This is a genomic window from Amycolatopsis japonica (genome assembly GCF_000732925.1).
GTDB classification, from domain to species: Bacteria; Actinomycetota; Actinomycetes; order Mycobacteriales; family Pseudonocardiaceae; genus Amycolatopsis; species Amycolatopsis japonica.
The window spans coordinates 7,766,809-7,783,299 of sequence record NZ_CP008953.1 but is presented as its reverse complement, the minus strand read 5'-3'; the positions used below and the strand labels follow the sequence as shown (position 1 = coordinate 7,783,299).

14 protein-coding genes are annotated in these 16,491 nt (G+C 67.6%); 10 read left to right on the top strand and 4 right to left on the bottom strand.

Features of this window, described 5'->3' with window-relative positions; translation table 11 throughout:
• Positions 1 to 71: 71 nt before the first annotated feature.
• From AJAP_RS35945 to AJAP_RS35905, 9 genes are all read left to right on the top strand, one after another.
• Positions 72 to 3,983, top strand: coding sequence for a DNA-directed RNA polymerase subunit beta' (locus AJAP_RS35945; RefSeq protein ID WP_038519866.1), 3,912 nt, complete (start codon positions 72 to 74; stop codon positions 3,981 to 3,983).
• A gap of 385 nt (positions 3,984 to 4,368) precedes the next feature.
• Positions 4,369 to 5,913 carry an SdrD B-like domain-containing protein gene (locus tag AJAP_RS35940; RefSeq protein WP_228694739.1) on the top strand — a complete coding sequence of 515 codons (1,545 nt, stop codon included), beginning with the start codon at positions 4,369 to 4,371 and terminating at the stop codon, positions 5,911 to 5,913.
• 189 nt (positions 5,914 to 6,102) lie between these two features.
• Positions 6,103 to 7,227 (top strand): serine hydrolase domain-containing protein, encoded by a 1,125-nt coding sequence (locus AJAP_RS35935; RefSeq protein ID WP_228694737.1) that lies wholly within the window; start codon positions 6,103 to 6,105, stop codon positions 7,225 to 7,227.
• Positions 7,228 to 7,868: 641 nt separating this feature from the next.
• Positions 7,869 to 9,713 (top strand): selenium-binding family protein, encoded by a 1,845-nt coding sequence (locus AJAP_RS35930; protein WP_228694735.1) that lies wholly within the window; start codon positions 7,869 to 7,871, stop codon positions 9,711 to 9,713.
• An 81-nt stretch (positions 9,714 to 9,794) separates the two neighbouring features.
• Complete coding sequence (locus tag AJAP_RS35925) at positions 9,795 to 11,555, top strand: hypothetical protein (protein ID WP_038519857.1); 1,761 nt, start codon at positions 9,795 to 9,797, stop codon at positions 11,553 to 11,555.
• 25 nt (positions 11,556 to 11,580) lie between these two features.
• Positions 11,581 to 11,814, top strand: a complete 234-nt coding sequence (locus AJAP_RS35920) for a hypothetical protein (RefSeq protein ID WP_038519855.1) — start codon at positions 11,581 to 11,583, stop codon at positions 11,812 to 11,814.
• Positions 11,815 to 11,840: 26 nt separating this feature from the next.
• A complete protein-coding gene (locus tag AJAP_RS35915; RefSeq protein WP_016331079.1) occupies positions 11,841 to 12,074 on the top strand; it encodes a hypothetical protein in 234 nt (77 codons plus the stop codon).
• Positions 12,075 to 12,128: 54 nt separating this feature from the next.
• Positions 12,129 to 12,620 carry a hypothetical protein gene (locus AJAP_RS35910; protein ID WP_038519852.1) on the top strand — a complete coding sequence of 164 codons (492 nt, stop codon included), beginning with the start codon at positions 12,129 to 12,131 and terminating at the stop codon, positions 12,618 to 12,620.
• Between the two features lie 124 nt (positions 12,621 to 12,744).
• Complete coding sequence (locus tag AJAP_RS35905; protein WP_038519850.1) at positions 12,745 to 13,188, top strand: GNAT family N-acetyltransferase; 444 nt, start codon at positions 12,745 to 12,747, stop codon at positions 13,186 to 13,188.
• Positions 13,189 to 13,249: 61 nt separating this feature from the next.
• Here the strand turns inward: AJAP_RS35905 and AJAP_RS35900 are convergent, their stop codons facing one another.
• The 4 genes from AJAP_RS35900 to AJAP_RS35885 form a co-directional block, all read right to left on the bottom strand.
• A complete protein-coding gene (locus tag AJAP_RS35900; RefSeq protein ID WP_038519847.1) occupies positions 13,250 to 13,870 on the bottom strand; it encodes a hypothetical protein in 621 nt (206 codons plus the stop codon).
• A gap of 3 nt (positions 13,871 to 13,873) precedes the next feature.
• A complete protein-coding gene (locus tag AJAP_RS35895; RefSeq protein WP_051972692.1) occupies positions 13,874 to 15,061 on the bottom strand; it encodes a hypothetical protein in 1,188 nt (395 codons plus the stop codon).
• Positions 15,062 to 15,076: 15 nt separating this feature from the next.
• Positions 15,077 to 15,436 (bottom strand): type VII secretion target, encoded by a 360-nt coding sequence (locus tag AJAP_RS35890; protein ID WP_037332695.1) that lies wholly within the window; start codon positions 15,434 to 15,436, stop codon positions 15,077 to 15,079.
• 131 nt (positions 15,437 to 15,567) lie between these two features.
• On the bottom strand, positions 15,568 to 16,140 hold the full coding sequence (locus AJAP_RS35885; protein ID WP_038519844.1) for a YbaB/EbfC family nucleoid-associated protein: 573 nt from the start codon (positions 16,138 to 16,140) through the stop codon (positions 15,568 to 15,570).
• Positions 16,141 to 16,332: 192 nt separating this feature from the next.
• On the opposite strand from AJAP_RS35885, the gene AJAP_RS44455 reads away from it, so the two are divergent.
• Positions 16,333 to 16,479 (top strand): hypothetical protein, encoded by a 147-nt coding sequence (locus tag AJAP_RS44455; protein WP_167551728.1) that lies wholly within the window; start codon positions 16,333 to 16,335, stop codon positions 16,477 to 16,479.
• Positions 16,480 to 16,491 lie beyond the last annotated feature (12 nt).

Here is a 16,491-nt window from a genome sequence, read left to right as displayed (position 1 = left end):
TGCCTCCCGTGGGCTCCCGCCTCCGCTCGCCAACTCCTCTAGTCGCATCAACCCCAAGGGGATGTAAAGACGTGCTGGACGTCAACTTCTTCGATGAGCTCCGCATCGGCCTCGCCACCGCCGACGACATTCGTCAGTGGTCCTTCGGCGAGGTGAAGAAGCCGGAGACCATCAACTACCGGACGCTCAAGCCCGAGAAGGACGGCCTCTTCTGCGAGAAGATCTTCGGCCCGACCCGGGACTGGGAGTGCTACTGCGGTAAGTACAAGCGGGTCCGCTTCAAGGGCATCATCTGCGAGCGCTGTGGCGTCGAGGTCACCCGCGCCAAGGTGCGCCGTGAGCGGATGGGCCACATCGAGCTGGCCGCTCCCGTCACCCACATCTGGTACTTCAAGGGTGTTCCTTCCCGCCTGGGCTACCTGCTCGACCTGGCGCCGAAGGACCTCGAGAAGATCATCTACTTCGCGGCCTACGTGATCACCGGTGTGAACACCGAGCTGCGGCACAACGACCTGCCGACCCTCGAGAACGAGATCGGCGTCGAGCGCAAGAACCTCGAGACCAAGCGCGACGCGGACATCGAGGCACGGGCGCAGAAGCTGGAAGCCGACCTGGCCGAGCTGGAGGCGGAGGGCGCGAAGTCCGACGTCCGCCGCAAGGTCAAGGAAGGCGGCGAGCGCGAGATGCGTCAGCTGCGTGACCGCGCCGGTCGCGAGCTGGACCGTCTCGAGGAGGTCTGGACGACCTTCACCAAGCTCGACGTGCGTCAGCTGATCGCCGACGAGCTGCTCTACCGCGAGCTCATCGACCGGTACGGTGAGTACTTCACCGGCGGCATGGGCGCGGAGGCCATCCAGAAGCTGGCCACCGAGTTCGACGTCGCGGCGGAGGCCGAGAGCCTGCGCGACACCATCCGCAACGGCAAGGGGCAGAAGAAGCTCCGCGCGCTGAAGCGGCTCAAGGTCGTCGCGGCCTTCCAGGCCACCGGCAACGACCCGCGCGGCATGGTGCTCGACGCCGTCCCGGTGATCCCGCCGGACCTGCGCCCGATGGTCCAGCTCGACGGTGGCCGCTTCGCCACCTCCGACCTGAACGACCTCTACCGCCGGGTCATCAACCGGAACAACCGGTTGAAGCGGCTGATCGACCTCGGCGCGCCCGAGATCATCGTGAACAACGAGAAGCGGATGCTGCAGGAGGCCGTCGACGCGCTGTTCGACAACGGCCGCCGCGGCCGCCCGGTCACCGGTCCCGGTAACCGCCCGCTGAAGTCGCTGTCCGATCTGCTCAAGGGCAAGCAGGGCCGGTTCCGTCAGAACCTGCTCGGCAAGCGTGTCGACTACTCGGGCCGTTCGGTCATCATCGTCGGTCCGCAGCTGAAGCTGCACCAGTGCGGTCTGCCGAAGGACATGGCGCTCGAGCTGTTCAAGCCGTTCGTCATGAAGCGGCTGGTCGACCTGAACCACGCGCAGAACATCAAGTCCGCCAAGCGGATGGTGGAGCGGTCGCGCCCGCAGGTGTGGGACGTGCTCGAAGAGGTCATCACCGGCCACCCGGTGATGCTGAACCGTGCGCCGACCCTGCACCGCCTCGGTATCCAGGCCTTCGAGCCGCAGCTGGTCGAAGGCAAGGCCATCCAGCTGCACCCGCTGGTCTGTGAAGCGTTCAACGCGGACTTCGACGGTGACCAGATGGCCGTGCACCTCCCGCTTTCCGCGGAGGCGCAGGCCGAGGCCCGCATCCTGATGCTGTCGGCGAACAACATCCTTTCGCCGGCGTCGGGCCGTCCGCTCGCCATGCCGCGTCTGGACATGGTGACCGGTCTGTTCCACCTGACCCGGTTGAACGAGAACGCCGACGGTGCGGGCAACGCCTACTCCTCGCCCGCCGAGGCGATCATGGCGTACGACCGCAAGGCGCTGAGCCTGCACGCCCCGATCAAGATCCGCGTCACCGACCGTCAGCCCGCCAAGGCCGACGAGGCGAGGCTCGCGGAGAACGGCTGGGAGCCGGGCAAGGCGTGGCTGGCCGAGACCACCCTGGGCCGCGTGCTGTTCAACGAGCTGCTGCCGGCGGACTACCCGTTCATCAACGAGCCGATGCCGAAGAAGCGTCAGGCCGCGATCGTGAACGACCTCGCCGAGCGCTACTCGATGACCCAGGTCGCGCAGACCCTGGACCGCCTGAAGGACGCCGGTTTCTACTGGGCGACCCGTTCGGGTGTCACGGTCGCGATCTCCGACGTGCTCGTCCCGGCAGGCAAGAAGGCCATTCTGGACGAGTACGAAGGCAAGGCCGACCAGGTCGAGAAGCGGTACCAGCGTGGTCAGCTGTCGCACGCCGAGCGCAACAACGAGCTCGTCAAGGTGTGGACGCAGGCCACCGAAGAGGTCCACAAGATCATGGAGACGGCGCTGCCGGACGACAACCCGATCGCGATGATCGTGAAGTCGGGCGCGGCGGGCAACATGACGCAGGTCCGGTCGCTGGCCGGTATGCGTGGTCTGGTGTCGAACCCGAAGGGTGAGTACATCCCGCGTCCGATCAAGGCCAACTTCCGTGAAGGCCTGTCGGTGGCGGAGTACTTCATCGCGACGCACGGTGCCCGTAAGGGTCTGGCGGACACGGCGCTCCGTACCGCCGACTCGGGTTACCTGACCCGTCGTCTGGTGGACGTGTCGCAGGACGTCATCGTCCGCGAGATCGACTGTGGCACCACCCGCGGTATCAACATGCCGATCGGCGAGGACATCGGCGACGGCAAGGTCCTGCGCGACCAGCACGTCGAGACCAGCGTGTACGCGCGGAACCTGGCGACCGACGCGGTCGACGCCAAGGGCAACGTCGTGCTCAACGCCGGTGACGACATCGGTGACCCGGCGATCGACAAGCTCATCTCGAGCGGGATCTCCAAGGTCAAGGTGCGTTCGGTGCTGACCTGCGAGTCGGCCGTCGGTATCTGCGCCACCTGCTACGGCCGGTCCATGGCGACCGGTCAGCTCGTCGACGTCGGCGAGGCCGTGGGTATCGTCGCGGCCCAGTCGATCGGTGAGCCGGGTACGCAGCTGACGATGCGTACGTTCCACCAGGGTGGTGTCGCCGGTGACGACATCACGACCGGTCTGCCCCGTGTCCAGGAGCTGTTCGAAGCCCGGGTCCCGAAGGGCAAGGCGCCGATCGCCGACGTCGATGGCCGCGTGCGCATCGAGGAGAGCGAGCGGTTCTGGAAGATCACGCTGATCCCGGACGACGGCAGCGAAGAGATCGTCTTCGACAAGCTGTCCAAGCGTCAGCGGCTCGCGAACACCCCGAACGGCCCGCTGGGCGATGGTGACCGCGTCGCGGTCGGCCAGCAGCTGCTCGAAGGCACGCCGGACCCGCACGAGGTCCTGCGGGTCATGGGGCCGCGCGAGGCGCAGATGCACCTGGTGGACGAGGTCCAGAAGGTGTACCGGGCGCAGGGTGTGTCGATCCACGACAAGCACATCGAGGTCATCGTGCGGCAGATGCTGCGCCGCGTGACGATCATCGACTCCGGTGCCACGGACTTCCTGCCGGGCGAGCTGCCCGAGCGGACCAAGTTCGAGGCGAAGAACCGCGCGTCGGTCGCCGAAGGCGGCGAGCCGGCCTCGGGTCGCCCGGTGCTGATGGGGATCACGAAGGCCTCGCTGACCACGGACTCGTGGCTGTCGGCGGCCTCGTTCCAGGAGACCACGCGTGTCCTGACCGACGCGGCCATCAACGGCCGCTCGGACAAGCTCGTGGGCCTCAAGGAGAACGTGATCATCGGTAAGCTGATCCCGGCCGGTACCGGGATCAACAAGTACCGCAACATCCAGGTGCAGCCGACCGAGGAGGCGCGGGTCGCCGCTTACGCGATCCCGTCCTACGACGACGGCTACTACACCCCGGACGTGTTCGGCTCCACGCCGGGCGCCGCGGTGCCGCTGGACGACTACGACTTCGGCCGCGACTTCCGCTGACCGAAGCGAAATCCACGAGAAGGGCCCTCGCCGATCCGGCGGGGGCCCTTCTCGTTTCCGGAGTACCCGAAATGGGTCCTGGCTCCTGACGAATCCCGATAGGGTGATCCGGTTCTACGCGATTCGGGGGCTATGCGCATTTCCATCTGGTAATCAGGGGTGACTCTGCGTGAACAAATCGCCAAGTGGTAGATCCCGCTCACGTACTGGGGCGATCTATCTCGCGACCTTCGCCGCGGTAGCGGCATTGACCGGCGTATTCGCCGCGCCCGCCGGAGCGGATCCGGCACCTTCGTCACCGGCGTCGAGTGCGCCGGCGACGTCCGAAGCACCGGCGAGTTCCAGCGCGCCGCCTAGTTCGTCGGCTGCGGAAAGCGCACCTTCGGTGGCGCCGAAGCCGCAGGCCGAGCGGGCGCAAGTCGAGGCGTCGGTCGTCTTCGAAAAGACGTCGTATCGGACCGACGAGGACGTCCGGTTCACCTTCAAGATCAAGAACGTCGGTGCCACCCGCGCGACCGGCTTGTGGGTCTCGCAATCCTTCAGCGAGCCGACCGACCTGGTGGTCCCCCTCGAATCCGGGTGGGGGCCGTTCACGGTCGGCAAGGGCGGGAAGAACCTCGAACCGGGCGACAGCTTCGAGCTGCCGGTCACGGGAAAGATCCGGGACATCGCGAAAGACACGACCGTGGTGCAGGGGATCATCTTCGACCAGACCGGCTTCGGTGTCGGCAAGTTCTCCGCCGAGGCGAAGGTCACCAAGGAGACCAGTCGTGTGGCGGGAGTCGTCTACGGCGACAAGAACGGCAACGGTGGGCTCGACGACGGTGAGAAGTTGGGCGGCATAACCGTCACGCTGCAGTACAACAACGGCCCCACCAAGTACACCGCGACGAGCGACGCCGACGGGCGAATCGAGTTCGGTGACCTGCCCGCCGCCGAGTACCACCTAGGTGGCGAGGAGATCAAGGGCTGGCACTTCCCGTCCGAGAGCGTACGGGTCGGGCAGAACACGAAGGACTTGCTCATCCGAGGGGTGCCACCGCTGAACGGTGCGTTGAAGGCGTCGATGGCCTTCACGCAGGACAGCTACAAACCCGGCGAACTCGCGCATGTCTCCGTGACCCTGACCAACTCTGGCTCGATTCCGCTCACGGGCATCGTCTCCGGTTGTGACCGTTATGGCGCCGACTGGGCTCTGAAGGGCGGCGAGAGTTGGGGCGACCTCGGCAATCGCGGTAAGGGTGTGACGATCGCGCCTGGCGAGACGCGCAAGATCGACGTGTCCGAGAAGGTGCCCGATGCCGCCCTGAACCGCGGATTCGTCTCGGTGAGCTGCGACTTCGGCTATCGCGAGGTCGATATCGACGGTCATGCTCAGGCCCGTGACCAGGCGGCGGTCCCAGGTGGTTTCGCCACCGTCGTCGGTGACGTGGTCCATGTTGTCGGCCAGGGCGAGCCGAAGGGTGTCGGCGGGGTCAAGGTCGTGCTCGTCTCCGACGGAAAATGCCCCGTCATCGGTGAGCGGACGACCGACGCCGAAGGCCGCTTCGAGTTCCGCAAGGTGGTGCCGGGGCCTGAGTACAAGCTGTACTTCCTGACGCCGCAGGGCTGGCGGATCCGGGGTGAGAACCCGATGCAGATCCAGGTTACCGGGCCGGAGGACAAGCCCTTCCCGATCCGGACCTTGGCCGAGACCGGCGAGGCGCCCGCGCCCACCGTGCCCACGCAGCCCGCGGACTGCGGCAAAACCGAAACCCCGGCGCCGACGACCACGCCCGCCGGGCAGGGCAGCGGCGGCGGTCAAGGTGGTTCGGGGCTGGCCAGCACCGGTGCCGACGTGATCTGGCTCGGCGCGCTCGCGCTCGCCGCGCTGGGCCTCGGAGCGGTTCTGGTCTTCGGCGCCCGCCGCCGTCGTCAGCCTGCCGAATAGCGGCCATCACCCCGAGAAAGCCCCCGATCGATCCCAGACCGGGGGCTTTCCCTTTGCCCGCCCCGACCTGCGTTTAGCCCCCTAATCGCGATCCGGCCGACGATCGGCGCGGTATCCGCCTGGATGCGCGACGGATGGCGGGCGATCCCGGGACCGCCGGTCGAAAGGATGGTCGATATGGAATCCCTTGTGACAGAAGAGAACTCGGCCACGAAGAACCTGCGGTCCGCCTTGGACGACGTCCATCGGGCGGGGGTGCCGGGGGTGTTCGCCGAGGTGCGGGCGGATGGGCGGATCTGGCGCGGCGCCGCCGGGGTCGCCGACCTGGAAACCGGGCGCCCCGTCGGGACCGGGATGCGGCAGCGCGTCGGCAGTATCACCAAGACGTTCGTCTCGGCCGCGGTTCTGCGCCAGGTCGAGGCGGGGCGGCTCGACCTCGACGCGCCGATCGGCGACTTCCTGCCGCTGCTGGTCCCCGGTGAACGGGGCCGCGCGATCACGATCCGCATGCTGCTCAACCACACCAGCGGCCTCGCCGAGTACCTGCCCTACGCGTTCCCGTCGCTCCAGAAGCTCGCCCCCGAGAGCCTCGACGACAACCGGTTTCAGGAGTTCCGCCCGGCGGAGCTGATCGCGATCGGTGTCGGCGCGCCCGCCACCGGCGAGCCGGGCAGCACTCCCGGGATCTACTCCAACACGAACTACTTGCTGCTGGGTGAACTGCTGGAGCACCTGACCGGCGCCCCGATGGAGGAGCACATCTCCCGCGACATCATCGAACCCGCGGGTCTCGCGAACACCGGCTTTCCCGCCGGTCCGCGTATCGAGGAGCCGCACTCGCGGATGTACGAAGCGCTGTTCGGCGCGATCGATCCGCCGCGCGACTACAGCGTCTACAACATGTCCTGGGTGATGGCCGGCGCCGGTCTGGTCTCGACCGTCGACGATCTCAACCGCTTCTACCGCAAACTGCTGGACGGGGAGATCGTCAGCCCGTCTTCGCTGGCGGAGATGCAGCGTCTGGTGCCGGTCATCGCGCAGGACGGGCGGCTGATCGACTACGGGCTCGGCCTGTACAAGACCGAGATCCCGGGGCACGGCGTCTTCTGGGGTCACGACGGCACGGTCTGGGGAGCGTTGACGATGGCCTGGGCCGGCCCTGACGGCGGACGGCAGTTCTCCGCCGCGATGAATCTCGTGCGGTGGCGCAAGCCGGACCCCGAAGGAACCTCGCACCCCATCGACGACGCCCTGGCGACCCTCAAGCACCAGGCCCTCTGCGGCCCCGCCTCCGACCTGCGTTTCGCCCCCTAATCGCGATCCGAGGCGGGCGGGCGCAGGTCGGGGCCGGGGGCGTAGCGCGAGGAGGGGCGTGAAAGCTCCGATGGCAACTTCGTTCCTGAGGGCGTCGCGGCACCAGAGTTCCCGGGATTGAGTAACGAAACCATAACGCCACGATGAGGGCTGCGGGTGGAGTTACTGGTCCGTTGTGACCTGCGGTAGTGCCGCCAAGTGGTCTAATTCCCACTGCTCGGAAAACCGCCACTCGTTCGGCCTAATGGCCCATCCGCATCGTGGGAAAATCACCCGGCCGTGGCATGTCTCATTCTTTGATCACGAGATTGACACTCCGGCGGGTTCACACGAGTATTTCGCCCATGCAATCCCCAGTCGCCTTGGTGTGGCGCCGGCACGTTGACTTGCGGCAGCAAGCAAGCGCGCTGTGTATGGATTCCTGACCTATTCCGGGTTTGTCGCGACGCAGGCTGATTCGCGTATCCGAAACGGATGCGCCGGTTCCCGTGCGCTGACGTTTTCCACTGTGCCGCAACGGTTCCCTGGGCGAACCGGCGGTTGATTGCTTTCCCCTTCGATCCGTGCGGTTACGCCTGCGCGGAATAGGGGAGAGGTGTGCCGATTGTCTGGCGCTTCGGTAGCGAAAACAGGGAGAAAGAATGCTATCCAACTCGCCCAAGTGGCGAAAAGTGGTGATAGGCGCCTTGGCGGCGGCACTCGCCGCGGGCACGGTGACCTATACCGGCTCGTCGACGAGTGCCTACGCCGACGTCCAGGTCGTCAAGGACGCGAAGAAGGCGGCCGACGGCAAGGAGTACTGGGTCCAGAACCATCTGGTGTCCAAGGACGTCGCGGCGTCCCGGAGCGCGGACGGCAAGCGCAAGAAATGGCTGCTGGTCTGGGCCGGTGACGAGAACATCGCCGACACCCTGGTCAAGGACATCAAGAACCTGCCGGGCTCGCTCGGCGGCGGCCTGAACAAGATCAAGAACGCGTTGCCCGGTCCGGACTTCCTCGCCGTGATCGACGCGACGCAGGGTTCGCCGACCTACGGCAAGGTCGTCAACACCGCCACCGTCGGCCCGCTCGTCGAGAACGAGCCGCACCATATGCAGTACGTGTGGCACAAGGGCGACACGATCTACGCCGGCGCGCTGTTCGCCGCCGCGACGTACGCCTTCGACGTCTCCGCGTTGCCGCAGCTGAAACTCAAGGGCGTCAGCCTCCCGACCCAGACCCTCGGCGGTTCCGTGCCGGACGCGTACTGGGTGCTCAAGGACGGCACCGCCTACGGCACGTACATGGGCGGGCCGGTCGTGCCGGGCCCGCACACCTACGCCAACGGTTCCACCGTGGTGGGCAACGGTTTCGCCGGCAGTCCCGGTGAGGTCGTCCGCTTCGACCAGAACGCGCAGGTGCTTTCCGAGTCCCCGGCCGCGACACCGCAGGGCGACAACAAGAAGCTGTGCGACAACCTTCCGCAACTGGACAAGCCGACCTGCGCCAACCCGCACGGCATCCAGGCACGCGAGGACCTCAACACCCTGGTCACCAGTGACTACGCCGAGCCGCGCAACATCATCCTCGACCCGGTGAAGCAGCCGTCGCCGTATCTGCGGCGGCCGACCGTCCGCACATGGGACATCTCCGACCGCAACAAGCCGAAGCTCAAGACGGTCTCGTACCTGCCGGACGGCCCGAGGGCCGATCCCGCGGACCCGCTGCACGCGGAAAGCCGCGCGGTCATGGAGACCACGGTGACCAACCTGCCGGGGCACAAGGGCGCGTTCGCCCAGACCATGCAGGGCGGTGCGGTGTTCTACACGCCGGACATCACCGCCAAGGAGCCGCACTGGATCCAGGTGTTCGACGATGGCGCCGCGAACAAGGCGATCCACCCGAACAACGACTCCAACGGTGGCGGGTCGAACGGTGGCTGGATCCAGACCAGCCCCGACGACAAGTACCTCTACCGCGCGATCACCGGACGGTCCAAGGGCGCGCTCGGCCCGGACGACCCCGGCACCACCGGTGGCGTGTACGTCCTCGACATCCAGAAGCTGCTCGCCGCCGGCGACAAGGTCGAGAACATCAAGGGCCGGATCGACACGAAGGAGAAGTCCCAGCAGGGCGGTGGCGGCGACCTGCCGACCGTCGTCGGCGCGGCGCCGATCAATCCGGGTACCTCCGGCGGCGGCCCGCACTGGGGCGCGTACGACAACTTCGTGCTCGGCGACGACGGGTACTACCACGAAACCGACAAGCCGCAGCACCTCGCGGTGTCGAACTACTTCGTCGCACGGTCCGGTTTGGACGGTGACCACAAGGTCAACCTGCTGAACCTCGGCGAGGACGGGAAGGTCGCGGTCGACCAGAACTTCCGGGACGAGTTCACCGGGCAGGTCGGGATCAACTTCAACCGGAAGACCTGGCCGCACGGGTCCTTCGGCAACGCCAAGCCGCACTCCGAACTGTTCGTCGTGGCGGACGCGGATCTCAAGTAACCCTGTTCGGCGCGGAAGGTCGTGGGTGGCGGGCACACTCCGCCACCCACGGCTCCGCCGATCTGCTCGGAGAAGGTCCCCATGGATCACCACGTCATACCGGCGAGCTCGGGTTCGGCCGGAGCCGACATCGCCCTCGTCCTGCTCCGGCTCGGACTTCTGCTGGCGACCGCTTTCCTCGCGGGCGCAGGGATTCTGCGCCCGTTGGTGGGTGAGTTGCCCAGCCGTCTTCGCCTCACCATCGCCGCCCTCGGCGGGATTTCCGCCGTGCTCGCCGCGGTTTCCGCCTTCGCGACCGACGTCAACGTCATCGCGCTGATCGTGCATCTCGTGCTGGCGCTGGCGATTCCCGTTCCGATCCGCCGGCCATCGGCAGGCCGCTGGGCCTCGCTCGCGCTCGCCGCGTTGGTCGTGCTCGAAACCTCGCTCGGACGGACAGGCGTCGAATTCGCCATCGACACCGTCTACGTCGCGGCCGCCGCCTTGTGGTTCGGCGTCACCGTTCTCTCCATCTGGGTGCCTGCCGAGCAGTGGCGCCAGACGAACTTCCGGCTCGGCCCGCTTTCCCTGACCCTGGGCGGACTTCTCGTCGTCGCGGGTGCGGTCCAGCTGTTCTCCTCCGGTCTGGGGTTCGACCGCCGGATCTACGGCACGCTCTTCGGTCTGACGTTGCTGGTGATCGCTCTGCTGCCGATCGTCGCCACCGTCCTCGCGGGTTTCTTCTTCTCGGACAAGGAATCCACGCGTGCCTATCGGTTCGGCGCGGCCGCCGTGGCCGTCGGTTTCGTCGCCTGGAGCGCCCTCGCGGCCATTCCCGAACCGCCCAAGCTGCCGACTCCCGGTGTCGCACTGCTCGCCGACGCGGCCATCGGCGAGCAGCGGTTCCCGGTGCTGGTGAGCCCGCAGCGGCCCGGCAAGAACCTCGTCCATTTCCCCGCGAGCGCGGGAGAAGACCTGTCCGCCGGAATCGAAGGCGGCCTGATCGGCAAGGCCATCGTGCGCCCCGGTGCCGAGGGCACCTGGGCCGAGGTCGACCTGCCGAAGGGCCGCAGCGACCTGATCGTCAGCCGGGGCGGGGAGAAGACGACGATCGAGGTCGACGCGGGGGAGGAGCCGGGCCTCGCCATCGAAGACGCGGACGCGCCCGAATGCGCTTCGGCCGCCCTTGGCGGCTTGATCGCCGACCGCCGCGAAGTTCTCACGTCCTGTCCCGCGGACGCGCTTTCCAGTGAGGACAGCGGTTCTCTCGTCAAACTCGTCGAATTCCTCGCCGGGCGCAAACCTTCCGCGCTCACCCTCATCGAGGACGCCTCGCCGCGCAGCGTGGCCGCCGCGAAGCTGGTTCGTGACACCGCCGCGCGGGCCGGTCTGCCGGTGCAGGCCGAGGCGGGGCCGAACACCGCGTTGCTCGTCGTGTCCGGCTGGGCGGGCGGCTACACGGCGATGACCCGCGCGGCCGAGTCCCAACGGCTCAAGCCGACCCACCAGTACGGGCTGTACCTGGCGCCCTGGCTGCTGAACGGGCCGATCGTCAACTCCGTCGCGAGTTCTTCGATACCGCTGAGGTTCGACCCGCGTGAGCAGGTCGCCGTCAGCTTCGCCGTCGCCGCGGGCAACGCCTTCGGCGGCGAAAGTCCGACGCTCGGCGGCTTCCGTAGCTGGCTGGGCGACCAATGGCGGTCGATCAACGGCGACGTCCAGATCTTCGCGGCGGCGCAGGTCAACGCCATGCCGATGTACCCGGGCGAACCGCACGCCGTCGGGATGATCGCCGACCGGAACTACGCGGGGCAATGGATCCCCGACGGAACGATCGTGCCGGTCAGTTCGGTACTGCGGTGATTTCACCAAAAGAATGGGAGAAGAAATGAAGCGAATCGCGGCCCGTGTGCTGCTGCCACTCGCCCTCGCGGGCGCGCTGTCCGGACTCGCCGGCGGCGTCGCCTCGGCCGACCCGCTGCCGGGTCTGCCCACCGGTGGCGGAAATCCCGCGGTCTGGCTGATCCCCGGCCTCGATCTCGGCGGACTGCTCGGCCCGACCGTCCCCGTGCCCACCGACGTCCTCGCCCCGATCTACGGGATCATCACGCCCATTTCGTAAAACCGTTACCAGCAAAGGAGAATCTCATGAAGAAGACCTTCGTCCGCGCGGTCACCGGCGCCGCGCTCGCCGGTCTCGTCGTGCTCGGCTCGGCGGCTCCGGCACTCGCCGCGCAGGACGCCCCGAACGATGTCGTGGTCGTCGACGAACCCGACACGAGCGACCTCAACAACATCTGGACGTTCGCGCCGCTCGGCGTCCCGGTGCTGGGGCTGATCCAGTCGCTCAACGGCGTCCCCGGCCGGCTGCTGCCGTCCTGACTTCCGTGGCGGCGCGGCTCACGGGCCGCGCCGCCGCTTTCGGTGAGGAGACCGATGGCCGACAGACAACTGATCGGGCGCATCGCCATCGCGGGGATCGTGGTGGCCGCGCTCGCGACCTGTGTGGTGCTGCTCAAAGGTGGTGAGGAGCCGCGGGCCGAGACCGTGGCCGTGGTCGGCGAACCGACCGAGGCCGCGCCGTCGCGGGGACCGGACCGCACGATCACGCGGACGCTCAGCCAGGCACAACCGCAGCCGGTGTCGAACGACTGGCAGATCGCGTACGAGCTCGCCGGGACGGGGACCGCGACCGTGGTCTACGACTCCAACGGGCTGGGACTCGTGCACCAGGAGCTGCAGGTGACGCTGCCGTGGCGCAAGGAGCTCACGTGGAAGAACACCGGCACCCCGCCGACCGTCCAGCTGATGGGGCAGGGCGAGGGTGCCGTCGAATGCCGGGTGGCCGTAGGCGGCGCCGTGGTCACCTCGGAGAAGTCCGCCCCCGGGGAGGTCGCCACCTGCGCCGGCCGCCTTGCCCCATCCTGACCTGCGTTTAGCCCCCTAATCGCGATCCGGCGGCAGGGGGAAAACCGGTGGCCAGGGTCGGCAGAATGTAGTCATGACCTGAAGCTTCGAAGTCACCCCCGTCGATCACCCGGACGCCGCCCGGTTGCTGCGCGAGTACCTGGACGAAATCGCGTCCCGCTTCTACGAGCGCCAGGTCACCGAAGAGGAGCTCGACGGCTTGCTCCTGGAGCACCACAGCCGTGATCTGGTCCCGCCGACCGGCACCTTCCTCCTCGCCTGGCGCGATGGGGTGCTCGCCGGGTGCGCCGGGCTGCGGGTCGCCTCACCCGACATCACCGAGCTCACCCGCGTCTTCCTGCGGAAGTCCGAACGCGGCAACGGCGGCGCCGCACTGCTCGTGGCCGCCGCCGAAGACGTCGCCCGCGGCCTGGGCGCCTCGTTGATCCGTCTCGACACCAGGCGCGACCTGGTCGAGGCGAGGGCCCTTTACGCGCGCCTCGGCTACGACGAGGTCGAGCCCTTCAACAACGAACCCTTCGCCCACCACTTCTTCGCGAAGTCCCTGGAAGTCCCGGATCGCGTTTAGCCCGCTAAACGCGATCCGGCGACGCGGACGGCGGCGGGAGGCCTGACCTGCGTTTAGCCCCCTAAACGCGATCCGGCGGGGTGGAGGTGAGCGGGGCCCGGTCGGCGACATCGGCCAGGTAGTCCAAAGTGCGCAGGAGCTGCTTCCCGCTCGGCAGCACCTTCGGCACCACCGCCACCGTCCGCCCGGACGTGTGGAACTCACGGCACCGGCCCGCGTTCGCCGTCAGCCAGTCCCGGACGTCGGGACGCAGGACGACCGCGGGATTCGAGCAGTCCACTTCGGATCCGCTGATCGAGAGCGTGCAGTCCGGCATGGCCGCGCCCGCCTCGACGTGCACGACCGTCCGCAGCGAACCGGACTCGCGGGTGCCGTCCTGGCGGAACCCGGCGCCCGGCCGGTGATACCGGTAGACACCGAACGGCTTCCCCCGATGCGTGCCCACCACCGCCTGGTCGATCGACTCGCCCGCCCGCCGCAACGGCGCGGGCGCCCGGCCCGTCGCGGGCTGCTCGTGCCGCCCGCCCGCGGCGCCGAGCCGGGCACCGCTGTAGAAGTCCCAGCCCCGTTCCCGCGCCAACGCGGCCAGCCCGCGTTTCTTCGCCGCCCCGGCGAGAATCCACCAGACGGCGAGCACGATCGGCAACGCCACCGCGACGATGGCGATGATCCACGCGGTCACGGCTCAGAAGTCCAGATTGTCGGAGGCTTCCTCGGGCGTCTGTTCGTCGTCGCCCACCGAACCGTACTGGCCCGCCTTGATCCCGCCCGACGTGTACGTGCCGGCCTTCCCGGCGACACCCGCCGCGACCTCACCCTTTTCGCGGCCCGTCTCCGGCGTCTTCCAGCTGCCGTCCGGATTCGTGGCCTTGCCGAGCCCGACGGTGTTCAGCGCGGCCTTCTTCGTGGCCGACGTCATCCGCTCACCGAAGCCGTCCGCGAGCCTGCCGCCCATGGCGCCGTCCTTCGAGGCGAACTTGCCCCACGCGGACGCGCCCGGCCCGGCCGCCAGCTGCGCGGTGGACTTGTTGTGGGCCATCAGCTCCTTGTAGTTGCCCTTCCACTTCCCGAAGAACTCCTTGAGCTTGCCGAGGAACTGCTTGATCTTGTCGAGCAGCTGGCGGAGCTTGTTCAGGAACTTCTGCACCTTCGACGTCGTCGAGACCGCGCGGGTGGCCGTCAGCCCGCCCGCCGTCGCCGTCGAACCACCGCAGGTCGGGACGGCCGCGGCCAGCGCCGGGATCCAGATCATGATCAGCCACGTGATGAACTCGGTGAGGATCGCCTTGATGAACTCCTCGATCACCGTCATCACCATGCTGGAGATCTGCAGCAGCTGGGCGATGTCCCCGGCCTGCGCGGCTATCCCGTCGATGCCCTGCGCGAACTTCGCCAGCTTCTCGCCCGCCGCGTTCGCCGCGTCACCGGTCCACTGGGACAGCGACGTCTTCGCGTCTTCGTCGAACTTCTTGCTGTAGTTCTGCAGGTAGACGCCGATGTTGTTGAAGTTCCCCGCCGCGTTCGACAACGCCGGACCGTCGCCGCTCACCATGTGGATGGCGTCCTGGATCGGCTGGCACACGTTCATCAGGAAGCTGAGCCCCTGGCCGACCAGCCAGCCGATCGGGTCGCTGGCGATGTCCGCGACGCCCATGCACGAGCTGACGAAACCGGCGCCGCTGGCCGCGATGGTCCCGATGTCGCTGGCCTGGAACCCGTCCGCGGTCGCCTTCTTGACGGTGTCGAAGGTGCTGAAGCCACTGCCGATCGGCCCGGGCAGCGAGGTCAGCATCTTGTCCGTGCGGATGGTGTCCGGGTTGTAGTCGTTGATCTGGATCTTGGTGTGTTCGCCGGTGATCTTCTGATCGGCCACGATCAGTCCCCCTCGCTACTTGGCCGGCCCCATCTTCGGTGTCCTCGATTGCGCCGGCTGCTCCAGCAGCTTGAGGATTTCGTTGAGCGCCTTGACGTTGTCGTCTTCGTTCCGCTCGTAGGCGGTGGCGGCGTTGCCGAGCTTCTCCGAAGCCGCGGTCAGCCCCGCGGACATCTCGATCAGCAGATCCTGCAGATCGGTGAGCATCGACGTGTACTCGTGCTTCACGAACAGGCCGACGACTCCCCATGACTCGTCGCCGACGTCGGACTGCTGCGTCAGCCGTCCGACCTCGTTCGGGATCTGGACGTCCTGCCCGAGCTTGCCCGAGTAGGTGCGCAGAGCGCTGATCACCACCTCATGCCCTCCGGCCATCGGCGGTCCCTCCCTTCGCGCACCTTCCGATGCGGCTCGTCGTGATCGGCGCCTTGGACCCGGCTGCCCGGCCTGCGGTTCCCAGCGCCGCGGATCGCGTTTAGCCCGCTAAAGGCGATCCGGTCCCGGGGTCAGTGGTCGTCGTCGAACAGGTTCTTCAGGAAACGGTCGCCGTCCGAGGGGCTCGACGCCGGGGGCGGCGGGGTCTGGGGCCGCTGCGGTTCGTCGGCGGATTTGAGGACGGAACGCTCGGAGTAGTCGTCGGCCTGCTGCTCGGCGGCCGGCCGCGACGGGGACTCCTCTTCCATCCGCGCCCGCATCTCCTCGACGGTGGTGCCGAACAGGTCCGCCTGGGTCTCCAGCACCTGGTCGACCAGATTGAGGTCGTCGCCCATGTGCTCTTCGACGATCGTGGCCTGTTTGCGGGCCGCTTCGGCCACGGCCTGCTGGATGGTCGACATCAGCGCCGCGGAAAGCGCGTCCGGACGCTGGCGAAGGGCGTCCTCGGTGAATTTGACGTCCATGATCGCGCCGCCGGGCCCGGCGACCACCGTCACCGAACGGTCCGAAGAGGACGCCGTCGCCTCGATCCTGCCGAGCTCGTCCTGCATCCCGCCGACGTTCGCGAGCCGGTCGTCGACGTTCTGGAGCTGGGACTGGAACTTGTCGAATTGCGCGACCAGCTGCTCGAACTCGGCGGACATGGAGCCTCCCCATACTTGCGGTACGCCGGGCGAACCGACGCTGTGACCAGTCTCATCGTGACTCATTCACCGGTTCGACGCGACGGGGTGCTTCTCGGATCCATCCGGCTCACCCGATAGGGGAATAGGTAGCGTGGTTCGCCGAGCAGTGATCCACAAGTACGGAATCAGTACCGACGAGGGGAGGGCGTCATGGACGCCGAGCAGCAGGAAAGCACCGAGGAACCCAAGCGGGGAAGTCACGCGGCGCCGGAGGGGGCTCCCGTGCATCCGTTGATCGATCTTTCCCGTGACCCGCACCCGGGCCGGGCGGACCACGCGAAGCCCGAAGAGGAATAGGTCCTCTGCCGA